A 21450-nucleotide genomic window follows, 5' to 3' on the forward strand; every position below is an offset into this window, starting at 1 on the left:
ACCACCACCGCGCCGGGGCGTGTCCGGTCGTCGCTCACCGGACACGCCCCCCCAGCCGCGCGCCCACCCGCCACCCGGCCCCGCCCCCAGCTCCCGGACCCAGGAAGAGCCGCACCCCGTGACCAAGCCGCTCCGCACGCTCCTGCCCACCGTCCTCGCCGCAGCCGTCCTCCTGGCGCCCCTGGCCCTCACCGCCACCCCCGCCCACGCCGCGCTCCAGCCCGACCGCTCCTGCGGCACCGTCACCAACGCCGACACGGCCGCCGCCGCGAGCCTCAACACGGTGCTCACCGGCAAACTCGCCCACGCCATGACCGCCTACCGCGCCTCCTGCGCCCGCGCCATCGTCGCCACGACCCGGGCCCGCGGCCTGCCCGACCAGGCCGCCGTCATCGCCGTCACCACCGCCATCGTCGAGTCCGAACTGCGCAACAACCCGAACGTCCTGGACCACACCAGCGTCGGCCTCTTCCAGCAGCAGACCTGGTGGGGCAGTTTCGAGGAGCGCCTCGACCCGGCCTACTCCACCAACGCCTTCCTCGACGCGATGCTCCGCGCCTACCCCAACGGCGGCTGGAAGACCCAGCCGGTGGGCGTCGTCTGCCAGAAGGTCCAGGTCTCCGCGTTCCCCGGCGCCTACCAGCCCCAGGCCGCCGACGCCCAGCTCATCGTCGCCGCGATGACGCCCGCCCCCGCACCCGCCCCGGCCTCCAGGGTCCACGTCAGCGCCGTCGACGCGAACGGCGCGCTGCGCGCCACCGACGCCGACTACGCCGGGCCCGGCTGGTCCGGCACGTGGGCGCCGCTGGGCGGCTCCGGCCTCAAGGCGCTCACCAGCGCCGTCACCGGCGACACCATGCACGTCTTCGCCCTCGGCTCCACCGGGCGGGTGTACACGATGGACGCCGACTACAACACCGGCCAGTGGAGCAGCGGTTGGCAGGAGGTGCCCGGCGGCGCCGAAGGCGCCACCGCCCTGAGCGCCACCACCATCGGCAACCGAATCCACCTGAACATCGTCGGCTCGGACGGCGCCCTTCACGCCACCGACGGCGACTACGCGGGCCCCGGCTGGTCCGGCTCCTGGGCACCCCTGGGCGGCTCCGGCCTCACCGCCCTCGCCAGCGCGGCCACCGGGGACACCATGCACGTCTTCGCTCTGGGCTCCACCGGGCGCGTCTACACGATGGACGCCGACTACGGCACCGGTCAGTGGAGCACCGGCTGGCAGGACGTCCCCGGCGGCGCCGAAGGCGCCACCGCCCTCACCGCCTCCACCACCGGGAACTGGGTACACCTGAGCATCGTCGGCTCGGACGGCGCCCTGCACGCCACGGACGGGGAGTACGGCGGGGCCGGCTGGTCCGGTACGTGGGTGCCGATGGGCGGCTCCGGCCTCACGGCCCTCGCCAGCACCGTCACCGGAAACACCATGCACGTCTACGCCCTCGGCTCCACCGGGCGGGTGTACACGATGGACGCCGACTACACCACCGGCCGGTGGAACGGCGGTTGGCAGGACGTGCCCGGCGGCCTCGAAGGCGCCACCGCCCTCACCGCCTCCACCACCCGCTGACCACCACCACAGCGAAGCCGGCGCCCCTCTTCCCCTCCCGAGGAAGAGGGGCGCCCACACAACCGGGCACCGGCACCGGCACCGGCACCGGCACCGGCGGCCAAGCGGCCGCCGGCCCGCCGGCGCGTCAGGACGCGTGGATGCCCTGCCCCGGCGTCAGGATCCCCGCCGGGTCCCAGCGCCGCTTGGCCGCCACCACCCGATCCCACAGCCCCCCGTAGTGACGCTGCCAGTCCGCCCGCGTCATCCCCGGCACCGCCCCGATCAGGTACCGCTTGCCGCCCAGCTCCACCGCCAGGTCGTACAGCAGCCGGTTGCGCTCCAGCATCGCCGCCGTGTCCGCCCCCGGCCCCGGGAACGCCAGCAGGTCGAAGTGCCAGCCCACCTCCTCCTGCCCCGGCAGCACCGCCAGCGGCGCCCGCACCTTCGAGCGCAGGTACGGGTAGAACAGCAGCAGCCCCGCCCCCAGGTCCGCCGCCGTCAGCACCTCCGCGGCCCGCGCCATGAACGCCCGCGCCGACGCCGCCGGCAGGAACACGCTCAGCCACGGCTTGGGCAGCGCCCAGAACCCCGCCGCCCGCAGGTACCCGGAGAAGCCGTCCACCCGGTACGCGTACTCCCGCCAGCTCTGCTCCACCACCTCCGTCTCCACCGGGACGAGCCCCGCCAGCAGCGCCGCCCGGTCCACCTGCTGCCCGGCGTCCGCGAACGCCACCAGCTCCGCCTTGTAACGCCAACGCGAACCGTCCGCGCTGCGCACCACGTCACCGACCTGGAAGTCGAAACGCCGCCGGGCCAGCACCTTCTCCTGGTCCGCGAGGTAGGCGTCCAGGTCGTCGTAGTACAGCGAGAACACGTGGGCGCGCTCGCGCACCTTCACCAGGGCGAGGGTGACGCGCACGATCACGCCGACCTGGCCGCCGCCGGCCAGCACCGCCTCGAACAGCTCCCGGTTGCGGGTGGGGGAGGCCGTCACCAGCTCGCCGGTGCCGGTCACCACGTCCAGCTCCAGCACGTTGTCGACCTGCATGCCGTAGCGCTGCACACCGCCGCCGATGCCGCCCACGCTCAGCGTGCCGCCCACCGACAGGTGCAGGTAGTCGGTGAGCACCGGCGGCACCCAGCCCGCCGCCAGGCCCGCCTCGGTCACCTGCGCCCACGTCGCCCCGGCCTCCACCACGGCACGCCCCGCGCTCACCGACACGACCTTGGACAGGCCGCGGGCGTCGATGGCCACGCCGCCGCGCGGGTTGGCCTGGCCGAAGCTGGAGTGCGACTCCAGCCCCTCCTCGCCCAGCTGCGCGAGGTCCCCGCTCTGCCCGTTGACGGCCACCGGGATGCGGTGGCGGCGGGCGAAGGCGACCAACTGCTGCACGTCGCGCACCGAACCGGGGCGCAGCACCGCCCGGGGCGCGGCGGTGACCAGGTGCCCGAAGTCGCCGGAGAAGCGTTCCAGGCCCTGGCCCTGCAGGGTCACCGTGCCGTCCAGGGCGGGCAGTCGGGCGATGTCGGGTACGGCTCCGTCGTCGGCTTCGGTGGCCCACGCGGCGGTGGCGGTGTTCCAGCCGATGACGGCGGTGACGGCCCCGGCGCCGGCGGAGGCGAGGAGGGCGCGGCGCGACAGCCCTGAGCTGCTCATATCAGGTCTTCTCCGATCAGTCGTCAAATAAAGGATTGTCGTTTGTACCGCACCCTCCGGGTGATCACCTACTGCCCTGCACAGATGTTCTGCTGCTCCCTCAGCGCGGCGAGGCCGTGGAACACGGCGTCCACGACCATCGGCGCGTACGGGTCGCGGTCGTTGTCCATCCACGCGGTCGCGGCCGCGGCCTCCTCCAGCAGGGCCAGCCGCGCCGCGGGGAGGTCGGCGACCAGCGGTGAGCGGCCGGCGCCCAGCAGCGTGTGGACGAGCTTGTGGGCGTACACGCGCGGGCTGACCGCGAACAGCGTCCGGTACACCCACAGCGCGTCCTCGCCGCTCAGGATCCACTCGTCGCTCAGCAGCAGCCGCACCCGCGCCCTCGTCACCAGGTCCTCGTGCACGCGCATCGCCCGTCCCCCTCTTTCGTCGTTCCTCCGGCCCCCCTGCGCCCGTGCGCGGGCAGCACGCCGTGCGCGCCGGACGCCCGCAAGGGGCGGCGGCGCGGTGGGCGCAAGGGGGGATGAGCCACGAGTCTGCGGGCGCGCGCCCCCGCGCGGCAAGGCGAAAACGGGGTGTGCTGGGTCCTACCGCGGCCCTTGCGCGAGCTGGCAGGATGGGGGTCGGCACCCTCCCGGCGGGCGCCGCGCGGGCAGGCCCTAGCCTGGGCCCCATGTTCGTACTGGAGCTGACGTACACCGCCGACCTGGAGTCGGTCGAGGCCGTGCTGCCGCAGCACGTGCAGTGGCTGCGGGAGCACTACGCGGCGGGCACCTTCCTCGCCTCCGGGCGCAAGGTGCCGCGCGACGGCGGGGTGATCATCGCGGTGGGCGAGGACCGGGCCTTCGTCGAGGCGCTGGTGGCCACCGACCCGTTCGTGCGGGCCGGGTTGACCGAGTACCGGGTGACGGAGTTCCTCGCCACCACCACCGCCGAGGAGTTGGCGGCCCACCGCCAGCAGCTGCCCGCCTGACGCCCCTTCCGGCGGCCTGCATCGAGCCCGGCCCGGCGCCTGCCTCAAGCCCGTTCCGGCCGCCTGCCTCAAGCCCGTTCCGGCCGCCTGCCTCAAGCCCGCTTCGGCCGCTTGTCCCAAGCCCGTTCCGGCGCCTGCCTCAAGCCCGCCTGAAGGCCGCCTCAAGGCTGTCCGAGGCCGTCCGTCCCCGCCCGTGAGCGGTGTCCCGGGCCGCTCGCGCGGTTCGGGGCACGGTCGCGTTCTGGCTACGATCGGTGAGCGCGGAGCGACGACGTATCGCGAGTACCGACTTTCGGCGGGAGAAGACGGATGGCACACGCACGGGCCGGGCAGCCGGCGCAGCCAGGCGACCTGGTGGACGTGGCAAGGCTGGTGACGGCGTACTACGCGCTGAACCCGGACCCGCAGGAGCCCGGGCAGCGGGTGTCGTTCGGGACCTCGGGGCACCGCGGCTCCTCGCTGGACGCGGCCTTCAACCAGGACCACATCGCCGCGACCACGCAGGCGATCTGCGAGTACCGGGCCGAACAGGGCGTCGCGGGCCCGCTGTTCCTCGGCGCCGACACCCACGCCCTGTCCGAGCCCGCCAAGGTCACCGCCCTGGAGGTGCTGGCCGCCAACGGCGTGCAGGTGCTGATCGACGCCGCCGACGGCTACACCCCCACCCCGGCGGTCTCGCACGCCATCCTCGCCCACAACCGGCGCAGCCCCCGGGCACTGGCCGACGGCATCGTGGTCACCCCCTCGCACAACCCGCCGCGCGACGGCGGCTTCAAGTACAACCCGCCCAGCGGCGGCCCGGCCGGCTCCCAGGCCACCGGCTGGATCCAGGACCGCGCCAACGAACTGATCCGCGAGGGCATGCGCGGCGTCAAGAAGGTCCCCTACGCGCGGGCGCTGGCCGCCGCCACCACCGGGCGCCACGACTACCTCACCGCCTACGTCGAGGACCTGCCCTCCGTCCTGGACCTGGACGCGGTGCGCGACGCGGGCCTGCGCATCGGCGCCGACCCGCTGGGCGGCGCCTCGGTGGCCTACTGGGCGCGCATCGCCGACACCCACCGCCTGGACCTGACCGTCGTCAACCCGGTGACCGACCCGACCTGGCGGTTCATGACGCTGGACCGGGACGGGAAGATCCGCATGGACTGCTCCTCCCCGGCCGCGATGGCCTCCCTCATCGGCCGCAGGGACGAGTACGCCATCGCCACCGGCAACGACGCCGACGCCGACCGGCACGGCATCGTCACCCCCGACGGCGGCCTGATGAACCCCAACCACTACCTGGCCGTCGCCGTCGACTACCTCTACCGCCACCGCACCGACTGGCCCGGCGACGCGGGCGTCGGCAAGACCCTCGTCTCCTCCTCGATGCTCGACCGCGTCGCCGCCGACCTCCACCGCCCCCTGGTCGAGGTCCCGGTCGGCTTCAAGTGGTTCGTCGACGGCCTCCTCGAGGGCTCGATCGGCTTCGGCGGCGAGGAGAGCGCCGGCGCCTCCTTCCTGCGCCGCGACGGCGGGGTGTGGACCACCGACAAGGACGGCATCCTGCTCGCCCTGCTCGCCTCCGAGATCACCGCCGTCACCGGCGCCACCCCCAGCGCCCACTACCGCGAGCTGACCGAGCGCCACGGCGCCCCCTCCTACGCCCGCGTCGACGCCCCCGCCGACCGCGAGCAGAAGGCCCGCCTGGCCCGACTGTCCCCCGAACGGGTCGGCGCCGGCGAGATCGCCGGGGAGAAGATCACCGCCGTCCTCGCCAAGGCCCCCGGCAACGGCGCCCTCATCGGCGGCATCAAGGTCTGCACCGAGAACGCCTGGTTCGCCGCCCGTCCCTCCGGCACCGAGGACGTCTACAAGATCTACGCCGAGTCCTTCCACGGCGACGAACACCTCGCCCGCGTCCAGGACGAGGCCCGCGCCCTGGTCGGCGAGGTCCTGCGCGGCTGACCCCCCCACCGGCACCGCACGGGTGCCACCGCCACGGAGCGCCACCGCGCCCGGTGCCCCGGTCCGTCCGACGGACCGGGGCACCCGCCCCTTCCGGGCCCCGCCCGTTCAGGCCCCCGCCCCTCTCAGGCGCGCACCGCCCCTTGGCCCGGCGCCGCCGCCCGCACCGGCCGCACGTCCCGGGTCGACGCCGCCGCCACCGCACACGCCACCAGCGCCAGCCCCGCCGCCGCGAGGGGGAACCACCGCCCGCCCAGCACCGCGATCGCCGCCGACCCCGCCACACCCCCCGCCGCCGTCCCCAGGTACAGCGCACTGCTGTTCAACGAGATCAGCAGCGGCGCGTTCACCGGATCGATCGACGCCAGCCGGTGCGGCAGCGCCACCGACACCGCCCACCCCGCCAACGGCACCACCAGCGCGTACCCCAGCGCCCCCGGCATGCTGCGCCCCAGCCACGGCAGCGCGGCGAACGCGCCCGCGGCCACCGCCGAGCCGGCCAGCAGCACCCGCCGCACCCCGATCCGGTCCACCAGGCGCCCGCCCAGCCAGCTGCCCGCCACCGACATCACGCCGCAGGTCAGCAGGACGACGCTCAGCCGGTCGGCGTCGCCGCCGGTGGCGCCCGAGACGGCGGTGGCCAGGTAGATGTAGACGCTCTGGAAGGCGAGGAAGAACACCAGCGTGGTGGCCGCGGCGCCCAGCACCCGGGGCCGGCCCAGCGGCGCCAGGCGAGCGCGCAGGGTGGGCGCGGCGGTGGGGGCGGGCAGGTCGCGCAGCAGCAGCGCCAGGCCGGCCAGCGCCGCCAGGCCCAGCGCGGTGACCAGCCACATCGTCATCCGCCAGTCGGCGCGCCCCACCCAGGTGCCCAGCGGCACGCCGAGCGCGGTGGCCACCGTCATCCCGCCGAGCACCGTCGCCAGCGCCCGGCCGCGCCGCTCGGGGGCGACCAGGGTGGTGGCCACCGCGTTGGCGGTCGGCGTGTAGAGGGCGGCGCCGGCCGCGGCCAGCACGCGGGTGGCCAGCAGCAGCCCGTAGGAGGGGGCGAGGGCGCTGAGCGCGTTGGCCGCGCTGAACACCGCCAGCGCGGTCAGCAGCAGACGCCGGCGCGGCCAGCGGGCGGTGAGCGTGGCCAGCACCGGGGCCAGCAGCGCGTAGCCGAGCGCGAAGACGGTGACCAGCTGGCCGGCGGCCGGCACCGACACCCCCAGGTCGGCGGAGATCGGGCCGAGGATGCCGGCGACGACCATCGAGTCGGTGCCCATGGCGAAGGTGCCGAGGGCGAGCAGGAGCAGACGTACGGGCACGGGAGGGCCCCCCGGGGCGCAAGCGAAAGGATTGTTGGATAGACATGCAACAGTTTGACGCTCGCCAAACACTCGGGCATTGGTGGATGATTGTCAAACCGTCCTGTTCCCCCTGCGGCCCCCGAGGAGCGTGCGCCATGAGCGACGACGAGCGGCTTCCCCAGCCCGCCACCGCCGACATCGACCTCGTCACGGTCCTGCACGCCCTCGGCGACCCCGTGCGCATGACCCTGCTGCTCAGCTACGCCGACGACGGCGAACACTCCTGCGACCCGCGCGGCCTGGGCCTGGAACACCTCCACAAGTCGACCGTCTCCCACCACATGCGGGTACTGCGCGAGGCCGGCGTCACCACCACCCGCGTCGCCGGACGCAACCGCTTCGTCAGCCTGCGCCGCGCCGACCTCGACGCCCGCTTCCCCGGACTGCTCGACGCACTGCTGGCCTCAGGCGACACCCGCGGCAACTCCCGTGCCGTAGCCGCCGGTTGACCCCCTAGGGGGAGAGGCCGCGGGGGTGGCGCCGCAGGCGTAGGCCCGCGGACGTAACCGCCCCCGGGCGGCTCCTGCCGCGGGCGGACGCGCCCGGGCCGGCCCACTGGGCACGGTGGACGCGCACCCGCCGCACCCGCCGCCCCGCCCGCCGAAGGAGCCACGCCCATGACCGCACCCCAGCCCGGCCGCCCGCCCTCCCGCCGCCGCGTCCTCGGCGCACTCGCCCTGGGCGCCGCCGGCGCCGCCACCGCCGCCGGGCCCGCACGCGCCGACACTGCACGCGCCGACACTGCACGCGCCGACACCGCGCCCGCCGGCGCTCCCGCCGGCGCGGCGGGGGAGCCCCGCCTGAGGCTGCCCGCGCCCACCGGCCCGCGCCCCGTCGGCACCACCCTGCTCCACCTGACCGACACCGCCCGCACCGACGCCTGGGCCCCCACCCCGCGCCCGCGCGAACTGCGCGCCCGCCTCTGGTACCCCGCCGAGAACGGCGCCCGGGGCCCGTACGCGCCGTGGATGAGCCCCGCCGAGACCGCCCACCTCCAGGCCGCCTACTTCGGCGTCCCCGACGCCCGCCTCACCTGGCCCACCACCCACGCCCGTCCGGACGCCCCCGCCGACCGCACCCGCCGCCACCCCGTCGTCCTCAACTCCCACGGCTCCGGCGCCGACAGCGCCTTCAACACCGCCCTCGCCGAGGAACTCGCCTCCCACGGCCACGTCGTCGCCGCCGTCGACCACACCTACGACGCCGGCGAGGTCGAATTCCCCGGCCGGCGCCTGGAAGTACGCGACAAGGCCCGCGTCCAGGCGATGACCGACGCCGAGATCGTCGCCTACCGCGCCGCCGACGTCCGCTTCCTCCTCGACCACCTCGCAGGCGGCCCGCTGCCCGCCGGCCTGGACACCGCCCTCGACCTCGACGCCGTCGGCATGTTCGGCCACTCCATGGGCGGCGCCACCACCGCCCAAGCCCTCCACGACGACCCGCGCATCCGCGCCGGCGCCATCCTCGACGGCCCCCTGTTCGGCACCAGCGCCACCGCCGACCAGACCCGCCCCCTGCTGCTGATGGCCTCCGCCTGGGACAGCCCCGCCCGCGACACCATGTGGGACACCCTGTGGCCGCACCTGACCGGCTGGCGCCGACGCCTGACCCTCACCCACTCCGGACACCTGTCCTACTGCGACCTCCAACTGCTCGTCCCCCAGGGCCAGCCCGCCTTCGCCTGGCCCCCCGACCAACTGGAGCACTTCCTCGGCACCGGCGACCCCCGCCGCGCCGTCGCCGCCCAACGCGCCTACCTCACCGCCTACTTCGACCTCCACCTGCGCGCCGTCCCCACCCCGCTGCTGGACGGCCCCACCCCGCACTGGCCCGAGATCCGCTTCGACGCCTGAACAAGCACCGACAAAAGGACCCCCACATGCCGATCCGAGGCGTGCTCTTCGACGTCGACGACACCCTGTTCGACTACTCCGGCTCCGAACAGGCCGGCATCCTCGCCCACCTGCACCACCTCGACCTGCTGCGCCGCCTGCCCGGCCCCCAGGCCGCTGTGGCGCTGTGGCGCGAGGTCACGCGGGAGCAGTACGCGCGCTTCCTGTCCGGCGAACTGACCTTCACCGCACAGCAGCACGAACGCACCCGCCACTTCCTCGCCCGCCTCGGCGAGGACACCGCCGCCATGCCCGACGAGAGGGCCGCCGCCTGGTTCGCCGGCTACACCGCCCACCGCGACGCCGCCCAGGCGGCCTTCCCCGACGCCGCACCCGTCCTCGCCGCCCTCGCCCCCACCCACCGCCTCGGCATCGTCTCCAACTCCTCCACCGCCCAGCAGCGCCGCAAACTCCACGCCACCGGCCTGCTGCACCACTTCGAGGACACCGCCATCGTCTGCTCCGACGAACACGGCGAAGCCAAACCCGCCCCCGGCATCTTCCTCACCGCCTGCGCCCGCCTCGGCCTGCCCCCGCACCAGGTCGCCCACGTCGGCGACAACTACACCCTCGACGCCCTCGCTGCCCTGGACGCCGGCCTCCACCCCTTCTGGCTCGACCGCACCGCCACCCACCCCACCCCGGCCGAGCACGACATCCCCGTCCTGCACACCCTCACCGCTCTGCCCGCCGCCCTCCCCACCTGAGACATCCCCCTCCGCGCGCTTCCTGCGCCGAGCCGCGCCGGAAGCCGGCAGGGCCGACTTCCGGCGCGGGGAGCCGATGGTGCCGGGCTCGTGCGGGGCCGTGGCCGCGCGCCGGGGGTGGCCGGGCGAGTCGGCCGCTCGTGCGGGAAGTCAGCCGGGCAGGCCGAACAGGGCGCGGCAGCCGTCGCTCAGGCCGGTGACGGTGACCGGGGTGCGGGCGTGCTCGGCCCAGGCCTCGGGGGTCAGGCGCAGGCGCCGGGAGACCACCACCCGGCCGTCCAGGACGTCGCGGTCGATGCCGTCGTCGCGGTAGCCGAGCTTGCGGGAGACGGCCAGGGAGGAGTGGTTGTCGGCGAAGGACAGCGAGGTCGCCGACTGCGCGCCCAGCTCCGCGAAGGCCAGGTGGAGCATCGCGGCGCGCATCTCGGTGCCCAGGCCCCTGCCCTGGTGCTCCAGGCCGAGCCAGGAACCGGAGACGATCTCGCGCCGCGCGCCGAACTCCTTGGCCCGCATGTCCTGGATGCCCACCGGGCGCCCCTCGTGGAAGGCGACCAGGTTCAGCTCCCAGTGCTCCGCGCTCCAGCGGCCCAGCCGCGCCCAGTGCAACTGCAGTACGTGCCGGGCGCGTTCGGCGGCCGGCAGCTCGCCCCAGGGCGTCAGGAAGGGACGGTCCTGGGGCAGGTGGACGCCGCGGGCGGCGACGTCGGCCACCTCGGCCAGTTCGTCGTCGGCGGGCAGGCGCAGTTCCAGGCGGGGCGAGGTCACGCGCAGCCCCTGCAGGGGCCAGTGGTCGATGATCATCGGATCAGTGTGCCCACCGGGCCCGCGCCGCGCACCGGCATTTCCGCGTCCCGCACGGCACCGGCCCCACCGGGTGTGACGCAGCGTCACGGGTGGGGCCGTGTCAGGGGGGTTGGGCGTCAGCGGCCGTCGGGGCCGGGGCCGGGGTCGGGGCGGCCGGGGTGGTCGAGGGCGGCGACCTCGCGGACGGCGTCGGCGACGGCGCGGAAGTCCTTCTTCAGGATCGTGTCGTGGGTGGAGGGGACCTTCGCGCTGAGCCTGATGTGCGGGTTGCGCTCGGTCACCGCCGGCACGGCCGCGCGGATCAGTTCCTGCTCGTCGCCCTTGCTGCCCAGCGAGGCCCCCGAGGCGAGCACGTACCGGGTCGGCACGGTGACGGCGTCCAGGACCGGGCCCAGCGCGCCGGCGCTGCCGATCATGCCCAGCTCGATGTTGCACTGCGCCATCTGCCGGGGCGTCATCCGCGGGGTCAGGCCGGTGGGGCGCAGCAGCACCATGAGCGGGTACCACAGGCGGAACTGGCGGTGGATGCGCCGTTCCATTTCCTCGTCGAGCCAGTCGTGCGGCTCGGCGCCCTCCACCAGGACCGCGCCGACGGCGCGCTGCGGGTTGCGGGAGGCCCAGTGCGCGGCGACGAACGCGCCGTAGGACCAGCCCACCGCCAGGGCCCGCCGCACGCCGCGGGCGGCGAGGACGGCGTCGACGTCGCGGACGGCGGCTTCGAAGGAGTAGTCCGCGGAGCGCCGGGACCTGCGGCCGCGGGCCCGCTCGTCGTAGGTGATGTGCCGCAGGTGCGGGCCGAGTTCGCCGATGACGTGGCGCCAGTAGCCCTGGGTGGCGAACTGGCCGTTGAGGTAGACCACGGGCAGGCCGTCTCCGCCGGTGTCGGTGACGGCCAGGGCGGTGTCGTCGACCGGGACCATGCCGGTCCAGGCCTTCGCGGTGGTGGTGCGTGCGGTGTCGGCGGTCAAGGCGTTTCCCCCTGGATGGTGTCGGGTCCGGGCGGGTGTCAGAGGCTGCGGGCGGTGATGTCGCCGTGGGCGGTGGTGGCGCGGACGGCGAGCGCGGGGGTGCCGTCGTTGCGCAGGGCGTTGTCGACGCGGCCGTGGCCGGTGCCGGCGTCCAGGGCGGCGCTGACGCCGGCAGCGGCGCCGACGGTGATGTTCCCGGACCGGGTGCTCAGCTCGACGGTGCCGCGTCGGGCCTCGGTGACGCGGATGTCGCCGCGGGTGGTGGTGATCCGGGCGGGGCCGGTGAGGCGGCCGACCTCGACGTCGCCGTCGACGGCGCTCAGTTCCAGGCTCGCGGCCTCGTCGATCTTGGTGCTGCGGTACGCGCCGTCGAAGGCGACGGCGCCGAGGCGGCCGACGGTGCGCAGTTCGGCGGCGGCGGCCGTGCCCCGGACGGCGGAGCCGGCCGGCACCCGGACGGTGACCTCCAGCGAGCCGGTGGGGCCCACGAGCTGGTGCCCGGCCGCGGCGGTGACGATCCGCAGGACGCCGTCGGCCAGGTCGACGGTGGTCCGCTCGGCGGCCCGCGCGTCCCGGCCGCTGCCGGCCTCGGCGGGCCGGACCTCGACGGTGGTGTCGACGCGTTCGGCGGCGATGAGCCGCACGTGCCCGCCGGGGATGTCCAGGACGACGGTGACGGGGGCGGGGGTGTCGAACTTCTGCACGGTGCTCTCCTGTTGCGCTGCGGTCCATCGGTGTTTCCGACATTGGAAACGCTACGTTGCTTTCAATATCTCGGCAACTGATTCGTTGCATCAAAATGCCATTGCTGCAGGTGGATGGTGGGAAACTGTTGCAACGGGCATGTCCGGTAATGCAACGACGATGGTGAAGATCATTGCAATGAGCGGAAGGTGAACGCTATGGTGGGCGCGACGGCGCGGGAACCACCCGCCCACCCACCACCGAGGAGGAACGCGATGCCGGGAGGCAGGCTCACCCAGCAGGAACGCCAGCAGATCGCGCTCGGGCTGGCCGACAGCCTCCCCTACGCCGAGATCGCCCGGCGCCTGGAACGCCCCACCTCGACCGTCACCCGCGAGGTCATGCGCAACGGCGGCCCGCTCGCCTACCGTGCCGACCTGGCCCACCGCGCCACCGAACACCGTGCCCGGCGCCGCCCCACCGCCCCCGGCGGGCCGACCTCCGCCGCACGCCCGCACGGGCGCGACGACGAGGCCGTCGCCGCCTACGAGGAACGGCTCACCACCGTCCTCATGGGCTCGGGCCTGAACCGGATGGCGGCCCGGGTGGTCACCTGCCTGTCCACCACCGACGCGGGCAGTCTCACCGCCGCCGAACTCGCCGGGCGCCTGCAGGTCAGCCCGGCCTCCATCTCCAAGGCCATCGCCTTCCTGGAGAGCCAGAGCCTGGTACGCCGCGAACGCGACGAACGCCGCCGCGACCGCTACATCGTCGACGACGAGCTCTACTACCAGGCGGTCATCGCCAGCGCCCGCGCCAACGACCGGGTCATCGAGGCCGCCCGCGAGGGCGTCGCCGTCCTCGGCCCCGACACCCCCGCCGCCGTCCGCCTGGAGAACATCGCCCGCTTCCTCGACTTCATCAGCGAGAGCATCGTGCGCGCCGCCGAACAGGCCCGCGAGGTCCTCCACACCAAACCCGCCACGGCAGCCGAGGACACCCCGGAGTAGGAAGTCGGCGGGTCCGACTTCCCACTCCGCGCCCGGGGTTCAGGCCGCCCGACGCGGCGCGGCCCTCTCGGCCGTCCGGATCCGCCGCCGGCCGTCCGCGCGGGCCTCCGGCCTCCGGGCGGCGGTGCGCCCGGGCACCGTGCCCAGGCGCGTACGCCGAGCAGCGCGGTATCGATCGCCCCGTGGCCCCCGCCGGGCACCGACTCCCGTACGGCGGCGGCCACATCGGGCACCGGACGCGAACTCCTGGAGGGCGGCTCGTCGGTCCGGTCCGGTCCGGCCTGGCCCGGGCGGCCGTCAGGCCAGGGCGGCGGCCAGGCGTTCGGGCAGGGTGGCGTACGGGCGGCAGTCGACCACGGGCAGGGCGTGGGCGCGGGCCTGGTCGGCGAGCCAGGTGCTGTAGCGGGCGCTGACGGCGGCGCGTTCGGGCTGGGGTCCGCAATCCGGCTCGCGGTCGGCGTAGTTGGCGCCGATGCGCCGCGGGTCGTCCTCGTGCAGGAAGACCGCGCGCACGCGCCGGCCCTGCCCGGCGGCCTCGGCGGCGGCGCGGGCGGCGGCGGCCGGGGTGAGGTAGTCGCCCTCCACGATCGCGGGCACGTCGACGGTGAGCCGGTTGCGCACGACGCCGAGCAGCGCCTCGTCCAGGGCGCGGGCGGTGGCGATCTGCAGTTCCAGGACGCGGTCGGCGGGCAGCGCGTCGGGGTCGGGCACGGCGGCGAAGTGGTGCAGGCCCGGGTGGCCGGCGGGGGTGGTGGCGGCCTGCAGGGCGGCCACGACGTCGTCGAACTCGACCACGAACGCGCCGTGCCGGGCGGACAGCAGGGCGGCGGCGCGGCTCTTGCCGAGGCCGGACGCACCGCCGATCAGCAGGACGTCCCACGGGCTTTCGTCGGTATGCATACCGGCACGGTAGACGGTCCGGGGCGCCGGCCGGCCCCGAGGGGCGGGGGAGACGGCGGGGCCGAGCGGGTCAGGTGCGGTCGCGGGCGGCGCAGCGGCGCACCGCCCAGGGCAGGACGAACCACAGCACGGCGAAGATCAGCGCGATCGCGCAGGTGATCGGCACCGCCGGCACCGGGCCGAGGACGACGTCCAGGACCAGCAGCACGGCCCCGGTCAGCGCGCAGGCGAGCAGCAGCAGGCCCACCTGGGCGATGCGGACCGAGACGGTGACGATCCGTTGCTTGCCGGGGTGGTGGTACAGGCCGCGGTGCAACGCGACCGGGGTGGCCAGCACGGCCGCGGCGACGACCGACAGCAGCAGGGTGGCGACGTAGATGTCCTGCTGGGCGTCGGTGAGCTGGGTGAAGCGCGGGGTGAAGGCGACACCGAGCAGGAAGGCGAAGACGATCTGCACACCGGTCTGGAGCACCCGCAGCTCCTGGAGCATCTCCACCAGGCGCCGGTCGGCCCGCACCTCCGGATTCTCCCAGCCGGGCGGGGGAGCGGGGGAGGGCGTCGGGGCGTCCGGCGGCGGGGGCGGTGCGCTGTTCATGCGTCAGCTTCTCACGGCCCGCCGTCCCCGCCGCGGGTGCCGCCGACGCAACCGCCGCCGTCCCCGGTGTCGCCGCCGGAGCCGTCCAGGCGGTGCTGCCAGGCGGTGAGCAGACCCCGCAGGGCGGCGGCCTCCTGCGGGCTCAGGTGGGCCAGCAGCCGGTGCTCGTTGCGGATGTGGGCGGTGAACGCCTCGTCGAACAGCCGCCGCCCGGCGTCGGTCAGGGCCACCACACGCCCGCGCCGGTCGTCCACGGCGGGACGCCGGGTGACCAGCCCGGCACGCTCCAGACGATCGACCCGCTTGGTCATCGCCCCCGTGGTCACCATCGTGTGCGCGGCCAGCTCGCCCGGGGCCCGCTCGTACGGGGCGCCGGCGCGACGCAGCGCGGCGAGCACGTCGAACTCGCCCTCGCCCAGCCCGTAGCGCTGGTAGACGAGCGTCAGCTCGGCCGTCAGACGGGCGGCGAGGCGGTGCAGACGCCCGATGACGGCCAACGGGGAGACGTCCAGGTCGGGGCGCTCACGCCGCCACGCGGCCTGGATCCGGGCGACGTGGTCCGCGTGCGGCTCCGCGTACGGGGCCTCGCGGGGCTCCGCGTGCCGGTCCTCGTGGGGGTCCTCGTGCTGGTCGGGCTCCATGGACACCACCCTACCCACAATCGCTTCCCAGGAAGCTATATTGCCTTCCATGGAAGCCAACCCTCGGTGGTGGGTGCTGCTCACCGCCCTCGCCCCCGTCGCCTGGGGCGCCAACTACTGGGTCACCCACGCCCACCTGCCCGCCGACCGCCCGCTGTGGGGCGCCGCCCTGCGCGCCCTGCCCGCCGGCCTGCTGCTGCTCGCCCTCGCCCGCCGCCGCCCGCACGGCGCCTGGTGGTGGCGCAGCGCCCTGCTCGGCCTGCTCAACACCGCCGCCTTCTTCGTCCTGCTCTACCTCGCCTCCCAACTGCTGCCCACCAGCGCCGCCGCCACCGTCATGGCCGCCTCCCCACTGGCCATGCTGCTCACCGCCTGGGCCCTGGCCGGCCAGCGCCCGCGCCGGGCGCACCTGGCGGGGTCGGTGGTGGGCCTGGCCGGGGTCGCGCTGGCACTGGCCGGGCCCGGGGAGGGGATCGGCTGGGCCGGGCTGGCGGCCTCCGCGGCGGCGATGCTGGTCTCCTCCGTCGGCTACGTGCTGGCCGCCCGCTGGCGCGAGGGCGCCGACCCGCTCGCCGCCACCGCCTGGCAGCTGACCGCGGGCGCCCTGGTGCTGCTGCCGCTCGCCGCCGCCGTCGAGGGCGCACCCCCGCCCGCGGACGCACCCACCCTGCTCGCCTTCGGCTACAGCACCGTCGTCGCCACCGCGCTCGCCTTCACCTGCTGGTTCGCCGGACTGCGCCACCTGCCGGCCGGCACGGTCGGCCTGCTCGGACTGCTCAACCCGCTCACCGGCGTCCTGCTGGGCGCCGCGCTGGACGGCGATCCCTTCGGGGTGCGCCAGGGCGCGGGACTGGCCCTGGTGGCCGCCGGAATCCTGCTCGGCCGCCCGCGCGCCCGCGCCGCCGGGCCCGAACCCGCACCCGCCGCCGGGCCTGATCCCGCCGAGGGGCGGGACGGGTGCGGGTCCCGAGGCCTTGATCTCAAGTCGACTTGAACTCCTAGTCTCCGTGGTGCGCGGCCGAACCGGCCGCGGCCCGCACCGCGATCCCGGGGAGCCCCGCCATGACCACCGCCATGACCACCGCCACGCCCGGCGCCGCCGCGCCCACCGCCGCGGACTTCGCCGCTCTCGAGCAGCGGGTCCGGGTCCTCACCGACCGAGCCGACATCACCGGCCTCATCGACGGCTACCTGCTCAGCCTCGATGCGGTGCCCGGCGGCGGCGGGCGGTTCGACGAGGCATGGGCGCGGCGCCACTTCACCCCCGACGTGCGGATCACCTCGCCGGTGGGGGAGCACGAGGGGATCGACGGGCTGGCCGAGTCCGAGCAGGCCACCCTCGGCAAGTTCGAGCGGACCCAGCACGTGGGCGCCAACTACATGATCGACCTGGACGGGGACCGGGCCGCGGTGCGCTGGAACGCCGTCATGGCCCACGTCCACCTCGCCTCGACCCAGCGGGCGCGCGGCGAGGAGCCCGGCGGCCACTTCGACGTCGGCGGCACGTTCACCGGCGAGGCGGTGCGCACCCCCGACGGCTGGCGCCTGCGCAGCCTCGACGTGCGGGCCGTGTGGACGACCGGCAAGGGCCCGCTCACCCCGACCCCGAAGGCCGAGGCGACCCTGCGCGACCTCGCCGGCGGGCAGTGACGGCAGGCAGTGACGCCGGGCGGTGACGCCGGCCCGGATACCGGCCCGGATACCGGCCCGGAGACCGGCTGGGCACCGGCACCGCGCTTGCCCGCCGGCCCGGACGCGTGATCGGATGGCGTGAGCATCGCGTGCCGGTGACGGACCGCGTCAGGCATGGAGGTGCGCAACCGAAGGGACCGCCCCCCGTGGCCTCCCGCCCCACCGGCCGTACGGCCGCCCTCAGCCTGCAACTCGCCCGCGCGCACCAGGACTTGCGCCGCCGCCTCGCCGACCTGCGCGCCGGCCTCGGCCGCCCCCGCCGCCCGGACGGCCATGACGACCCGCTCCTCGCCCACTGCCTGGCCTTCTGCACCGCCCTGACCCACCACCACCAGGGCGAGGACACCGGCCTGTTCGCCCAACTCCTGCGCGAACGGCCCGACCTGGCACCCACCATCGGCAAACTCGTCGAGGACCACGGCTTCATCACCCACATCCTCATCCGGGTGCGCGACCTCGCCGACCAGGCCGCCGCCACCACCCCCGCCGAGGCGGCCCCCGCCACCGACCTGGAGGCCGTCGGACGCGAACTCGACGGTCTCGCCGCCATCATGGAATCCCACTTCGCGTACGAGGAACGCGCCATCGGCGCCGCCCTGGACGCCGGGGCGGGCGACGACGGCTGGTCCGAGGCGGTGCTGCGCTTCCGGGCGCCGTAAAACCCGTCGCCCCGTACGGCCCGCCTTCCCTACACTCGCCACGCGGCCGCGCCCCGAGGTGCGGCCAAACCGCGACGACCGCGACGACGACAGCAACGAGGAGAGGGGGCGGGCGGCCATGCCGAAGCGCAGTGCCGCCGCCCCCTCTCCCGCGTCGCGGTACGAGGTGATTTTGGTGTCCCGTCCCTCCCGGTGCCCGCTGCGCGGCCGGCACCGGAGCAGTGCCGCCACCGTCTGACACCCGAAGCGCCCCGCCACGTTCTCGCACGAGCCGGCCATGGCACCGGACATGACGGACCATCAGCAGCGGTACTGCACGATCGCGCGCCCACCCCAGAAGCGAACCGCCTCGAAAGGCACCCGGGCCATGCGCACCCACACCACCACCGCCGCGAACACCACCGCCAGCACCGCGAACGACACCATCGCCGCCGTCCGCAACCTCGGCATCCTCGCCCACGTCGACGCCGGCAAGACCACCGTCACCGAGCGGATCCTCTACCTCACCGGCACCACCCACAAGCGCGGCGAGGTCCACGACGGCACCACCGTCACCGACTGCCACCCCCAGGAACGCGAACGCGGCATCACCATCTTCGCCGCCACCGTCACCTGCGCCTGGGCCGGGCATCGGATCAACCTCATCGACACCCCCGGCCACGTCGACTTCGCCGACGAGGTCGAACGCTCCCTGCGCGTGCTCGACGGCGCCGTGGCGGTGTTCGACGCGGTCGCCGGCGTCGAGCCGCAGAGCGAGTCGGTGTGGCGCCAGGCCGAACGCCACGGCGTGCCGCGCATCGCCTTCGTCAACAAGCTCGACCGCGCCGGCGCCGACCTGGACACCGCCGTCGACGCCATCCGCGAACGCCTGCACCCGCACCCGCTGGCCGTCCAACTACCCATCGGCACCGAGGAGTCGTTCACCGGCGTCGTCGACCTCGTGCGCCTGCGCGCCCTCACCTGGCACGACGACGGAACCCCGCACGAGGGCCCGGTCCCCGCCCACCTGGAGGCCGAGGCCGCCGAGCGCCGCCACGCCCTGGCGCAGGCGGTGGCCGAACTGCACCCCGACGCCCTGGAGGAGTTCTGCGCCGACGCCACCCTGAGCGCCGCCACCCTCACCACCGCCCTGCGCGACCTCACCCGCACCGGCGAGGCCGTCGTGGTGCTGTGCGGCTCCGCCTACCGCAACCGCGGCATCGAACCGCTCCTGGACGCCGCCGTCGCCTACCTGCCCTCCCCGCTCGACGTCCCGCCCACCCGCTCCGCCGACGGCACCCAGCAGCGCGAGGCCGACCCCCGACAGCCCCTGACCGCCCTGGCGTTCAAGGTCACCGCCGCCCCCACCGGGCGCCTGACCCACCTGCGCCTGTACGCCGGAACCCTGCACAAGGGAGACACCGTGCTCGACACCACCACCGGCCGCCACGAACGCGTCGCCCGCATCCTCACCGACCCGGCCGGCCGCCACACCGAGACCGACGAGGCGCGCGCCGGCGACATCGTCGCCGTCGCCGGCCCCAAGCACACCCGCGTCGGCGCCACCCTGTGCGACGCCGATCACCCCATCGTCCTGGAGGCCCCCGTGAGCGCCGAACCGGTCGTCACCGTCGCCGTCGAGGCCCGCCGCGCCGCCGACACCGACAAGCTCGCCACCGCCCTCGCCCGCCTCGCCGAGGAGGACCCCGCGCTGCGCGTGGCCACCGACCCCGAGACCGGCCAGCGCACCCTGTCCGGCCTGGGCGAACTGCACCTGGAGGTCGCGGTGGAGAAGATCCGGCGCGAGAGCGGCGTCGAAGCCGTCGTCGGGCGCCCGCGCGTCGCCCTGCGCGAGGCCCTCCTCCAGGGCGTCACCGGCTTCACCTACCGGCACGCCAAACAGGACGGCGGCGCCGGCCAGTTCGCCCACCTCGTCCTCGACGTCCACCCCCTGCCGGCGGGCACCGAGGAGGACTTCGCGTTCACCTCCACCGTCACCGGCGGACGGGTGCCGCGCGAGTACGTCCAGGCCGTCGAGGCCGGCTGCCGCGACGCCCTGACCGACGGCCCGCTCGGCGGGCACCCGGTCACCGGCGTCGCCGTCACCCTCACCGACGGCGCCACCCACCCCAAGGACTCCTCCGAACTCGCCTTCCGCACCGCCGCCCGCCTCGGCGTGCGCGCGGCCCTGCGCGCCTCGCGCATGCACCTGCTCGAACCGCTCGCCGAGGTGAGCGTCACCGTGCCCGAGGACGCCCTGGGCACCGTCCTCGGCGACCTCGCCGCCCGCCGCGGCCACATCCGGGCCACCGAACCCGGCCCCGCCACCGCCACCGCCCAGGTCAGCGCCCTGGTCCCGCTCGCCGAACTCTTCGGCTACGCGGGCCGCCTGCGCGGCCGCACCCAGGGCCGCGGCACCTTCACCACCCGCCCGGCCGGCTACGCCCCCGCCCCGGCCGGCTGACCCGCACCGCCCGGCCCTCCCCCCGAGGAGGGCCGGGCGGCACCCCGGCGCCCGCTACAGCGCCCCGGCGTCGGCCGCCGCCCACGCCGACGGGTACAGCGGCCGCCAGCCCAGCTCCCGGCGCGCCGCCTCCGTGGACACCTGGCCCTCCCACGGGTCGAACGCCTCCGCGGCCGAACCGCCAGGATGGGCAAGCCCGTTGAGCGCATACAGGTCCCAGGCCGTCAGCGGCGCGTCGTCGCCCACGTTGTACGTGCGCCCCTCGATGCCGGGCACCGCCACCGCGCGCCACAGCGCCCGTGCCACGTCCGCGTGGTGCACGACCGCCAGACGCCGGTGCGCGGGCCAGCCGGCCGCCCAGCGCAGCGACTGCGCCAGGTGCGGATCACCCTCCCCGTACACGAACGCCAACCGCGCCACCACCAGCGGCAGTTCACCGCCCAGGGCACGCAGTCCCGCCTCGGCCCGCGCCTTGGACGCCGCGTACACCCCCCACGCCGGATCCGGCGCGAGCCGGTCGCCCTCCACCGCGGGGCGCCCCAGCCCCCGCCCGTACACCAGGTTCGTACTGGTGTGGACGAACCGCGCCACCCCGGCCCGCGCCGCCTGACGGCCCAGCGCCACCGCCGCATCCCGGTTGACCGCCCACGCGGCCTCGTCCGACACCCCCCGCAGCGCCGCCGCCACGTTCAGCACCACCTCGGCCCCCTCCAGCGCCCGCGCCCGGTCCGCCTCCTCGCACAGGTCGCCGACCACCACCTCCACCCCGGCATCCGCCAGGGCCGCCGCCTTCGCCGCGTCACGCGCCAGCACCCGCACCGACGAGCCGTCCGCCGCCGCCCACCGCACCAGCCGCGGCACCAGCCGGCTGCCCACCGAACCGGTCGCACCCGTCACCAGGATCCTCGCCATCGCCCGTCCCCTCCAAGGAAGTCGACCTCCTCCGACCCCCGCCACCCTGCCCGCCC

21 protein-coding genes are annotated in these 21450 nt (G+C 75.4%); 11 read left to right on the forward strand and 10 right to left on the reverse strand.

The genetic code is table 11. The features are described from left to right. Positions 1–118: 118 nt before the first annotated feature. Positions 119–1576: a hypothetical protein gene (locus ACGF0D_RS18315; RefSeq protein ID WP_392917335.1), complete on the forward strand. Its 1458-nt coding sequence runs from the start codon at positions 119–121 to the stop codon at positions 1574–1576. A 127-nt stretch (positions 1577–1703) separates the two neighbouring features. Here ACGF0D_RS18315 and ACGF0D_RS18320 read toward each other — a convergent pair whose 3' ends face one another. Further along, entirely contained in the window at positions 1704–3215 is a 1512-nt protein-coding gene (locus ACGF0D_RS18320) for an FAD-binding protein (RefSeq protein ID WP_392917338.1), read from the reverse strand. 68 nt (positions 3216–3283) lie between these two features. Next, positions 3284–3625, reverse strand: coding sequence for a hypothetical protein (locus tag ACGF0D_RS18325; RefSeq protein WP_392917339.1), 342 nt, complete (start codon positions 3623–3625; stop codon positions 3284–3286). A 263-nt stretch (positions 3626–3888) separates the two neighbouring features. Here ACGF0D_RS18325 and ACGF0D_RS18330 point away from each other — a divergent pair, with 263 nt between their 5' ends. Next, positions 3889–4188, forward strand: coding sequence for a YciI family protein (locus ACGF0D_RS18330; RefSeq protein ID WP_392917342.1), 300 nt, complete (start codon positions 3889–3891; stop codon positions 4186–4188). Between the two features lie 309 nt (positions 4189–4497). Beyond that, on the forward strand, positions 4498–6138 hold the full coding sequence (pgm, locus tag ACGF0D_RS18335) for a phosphoglucomutase (alpha-D-glucose-1,6-bisphosphate-dependent) (protein ID WP_392917344.1): 1641 nt from the start codon (positions 4498–4500) through the stop codon (positions 6136–6138). A gap of 125 nt (positions 6139–6263) precedes the next feature. Here pgm and ACGF0D_RS18340 read toward each other — a convergent pair whose 3' ends face one another. Continuing rightward, positions 6264–7445, reverse strand: coding sequence for an MFS transporter (locus tag ACGF0D_RS18340; RefSeq protein ID WP_392917347.1), 1182 nt, complete (start codon positions 7443–7445; stop codon positions 6264–6266). Positions 7446–7582: 137 nt separating this feature from the next. On the opposite strand from ACGF0D_RS18340, the gene ACGF0D_RS18345 reads away from it, so the two are divergent. The 3 genes from ACGF0D_RS18345 to ACGF0D_RS18355 all read left to right on the forward strand — a co-directional run bounded on the left by ACGF0D_RS18345 (position 7583) and on the right by ACGF0D_RS18355 (position 10086). Continuing rightward, positions 7583–7936: an ArsR/SmtB family transcription factor gene (locus tag ACGF0D_RS18345; protein ID WP_392917348.1), complete on the forward strand. Its 354-nt coding sequence runs from the start codon at positions 7583–7585 to the stop codon at positions 7934–7936. Between the two features lie 168 nt (positions 7937–8104). Next, entirely contained in the window at positions 8105–9340 is a 1236-nt protein-coding gene (locus ACGF0D_RS18350; RefSeq protein WP_392917351.1) for an alpha/beta hydrolase family protein, read from the forward strand. 26 nt (positions 9341–9366) lie between these two features. Beyond that, entirely contained in the window at positions 9367–10086 is a 720-nt protein-coding gene (locus ACGF0D_RS18355; protein ID WP_392917354.1) for an HAD family hydrolase, read from the forward strand. A 150-nt stretch (positions 10087–10236) separates the two neighbouring features. On the opposite strand, the gene ACGF0D_RS18360 is transcribed toward ACGF0D_RS18355, so the two are convergent. The 3 genes from ACGF0D_RS18360 to ACGF0D_RS18370 all read right to left on the reverse strand — a co-directional run bounded on the left by ACGF0D_RS18360 (position 10237) and on the right by ACGF0D_RS18370 (position 12562). Beyond that, entirely contained in the window at positions 10237–10887 is a 651-nt protein-coding gene (locus ACGF0D_RS18360) for a GNAT family N-acetyltransferase (RefSeq protein WP_392879160.1), read from the reverse strand. Positions 10888–11006: 119 nt separating this feature from the next. Next, the gene (locus tag ACGF0D_RS18365; RefSeq protein WP_392917357.1) at positions 11007–11858 is read right to left on the reverse strand and encodes an alpha/beta fold hydrolase; all 852 of its coding nucleotides are present in this window, start codon (positions 11856–11858) and stop codon (positions 11007–11009) included. A gap of 38 nt (positions 11859–11896) precedes the next feature. After that, positions 11897–12562 (reverse strand): DUF4097 family beta strand repeat-containing protein, encoded by a 666-nt coding sequence (locus ACGF0D_RS18370; RefSeq protein WP_392917359.1) that lies wholly within the window; start codon positions 12560–12562, stop codon positions 11897–11899. Positions 12563–12817: 255 nt separating this feature from the next. Here ACGF0D_RS18370 and ACGF0D_RS18375 point away from each other — a divergent pair, with 255 nt between their 5' ends. Beyond that, positions 12818–13552 carry a helix-turn-helix domain-containing protein gene (locus tag ACGF0D_RS18375; RefSeq protein ID WP_392917362.1) on the forward strand — a complete coding sequence of 245 codons (735 nt, stop codon included), beginning with the start codon at positions 12818–12820 and terminating at the stop codon, positions 13550–13552. A gap of 297 nt (positions 13553–13849) precedes the next feature. Here the strand turns inward: ACGF0D_RS18375 and ACGF0D_RS18380 are convergent, their stop codons facing one another. The 3 genes from ACGF0D_RS18380 to ACGF0D_RS18390 all read right to left on the reverse strand — a co-directional run bounded on the left by ACGF0D_RS18380 (position 13850) and on the right by ACGF0D_RS18390 (position 15688). Further along, a complete protein-coding gene (locus ACGF0D_RS18380; RefSeq protein WP_392879170.1) occupies positions 13850–14452 on the reverse strand; it encodes an AAA family ATPase in 603 nt (200 codons plus the stop codon). 70 nt (positions 14453–14522) lie between these two features. Then, entirely contained in the window at positions 14523–15047 is a 525-nt protein-coding gene (locus tag ACGF0D_RS18385; protein ID WP_392917365.1) for a DUF6328 family protein, read from the reverse strand. Positions 15048–15058: 11 nt separating this feature from the next. Further along, positions 15059–15688: a MarR family winged helix-turn-helix transcriptional regulator gene (locus ACGF0D_RS18390; protein ID WP_392917367.1), complete on the reverse strand. Its 630-nt coding sequence runs from the start codon at positions 15686–15688 to the stop codon at positions 15059–15061. Positions 15689–15737: 49 nt separating this feature from the next. Between ACGF0D_RS18390 and ACGF0D_RS18395 the strand changes: the two genes are divergently transcribed. The 4 genes from ACGF0D_RS18395 (at position 15738) to fusA (ending at position 20482) form a co-directional block, all read left to right on the forward strand. Then, positions 15738–16682 carry a DMT family transporter gene (locus ACGF0D_RS18395; RefSeq protein WP_392917370.1) on the forward strand — a complete coding sequence of 315 codons (945 nt, stop codon included), beginning with the start codon at positions 15738–15740 and terminating at the stop codon, positions 16680–16682. Between the two features lie 68 nt (positions 16683–16750). Then, positions 16751–17338 (forward strand): nuclear transport factor 2 family protein, encoded by a 588-nt coding sequence (locus ACGF0D_RS18400; protein WP_392917373.1) that lies wholly within the window; start codon positions 16751–16753, stop codon positions 17336–17338. 188 nt (positions 17339–17526) lie between these two features. Next, a complete protein-coding gene (locus tag ACGF0D_RS18405) occupies positions 17527–18039 on the forward strand; it encodes a hemerythrin domain-containing protein (RefSeq protein WP_392917376.1) in 513 nt (170 codons plus the stop codon). Positions 18040–18406: 367 nt separating this feature from the next. After that, the gene (gene fusA, locus ACGF0D_RS18410) at positions 18407–20482 is read left to right on the forward strand and encodes an elongation factor G (protein WP_392917378.1); all 2076 of its coding nucleotides are present in this window, start codon (positions 18407–18409) and stop codon (positions 20480–20482) included. Between the two features lie 54 nt (positions 20483–20536). Here fusA and ACGF0D_RS18415 read toward each other — a convergent pair whose 3' ends face one another. Beyond that, positions 20537–21394: an NAD-dependent epimerase/dehydratase family protein gene (locus ACGF0D_RS18415; RefSeq protein ID WP_392917380.1), complete on the reverse strand. Its 858-nt coding sequence runs from the start codon at positions 21392–21394 to the stop codon at positions 20537–20539. Positions 21395–21450: the final 56 nt, after the last annotated feature.

Origin of the sequence: Kitasatospora sp. NPDC048298 (genome assembly GCF_043201465.1) — a bacterium.
In the GTDB taxonomy this organism is placed as follows: domain Bacteria; phylum Actinomycetota; class Actinomycetes; order Streptomycetales; family Streptomycetaceae; genus Kitasatospora.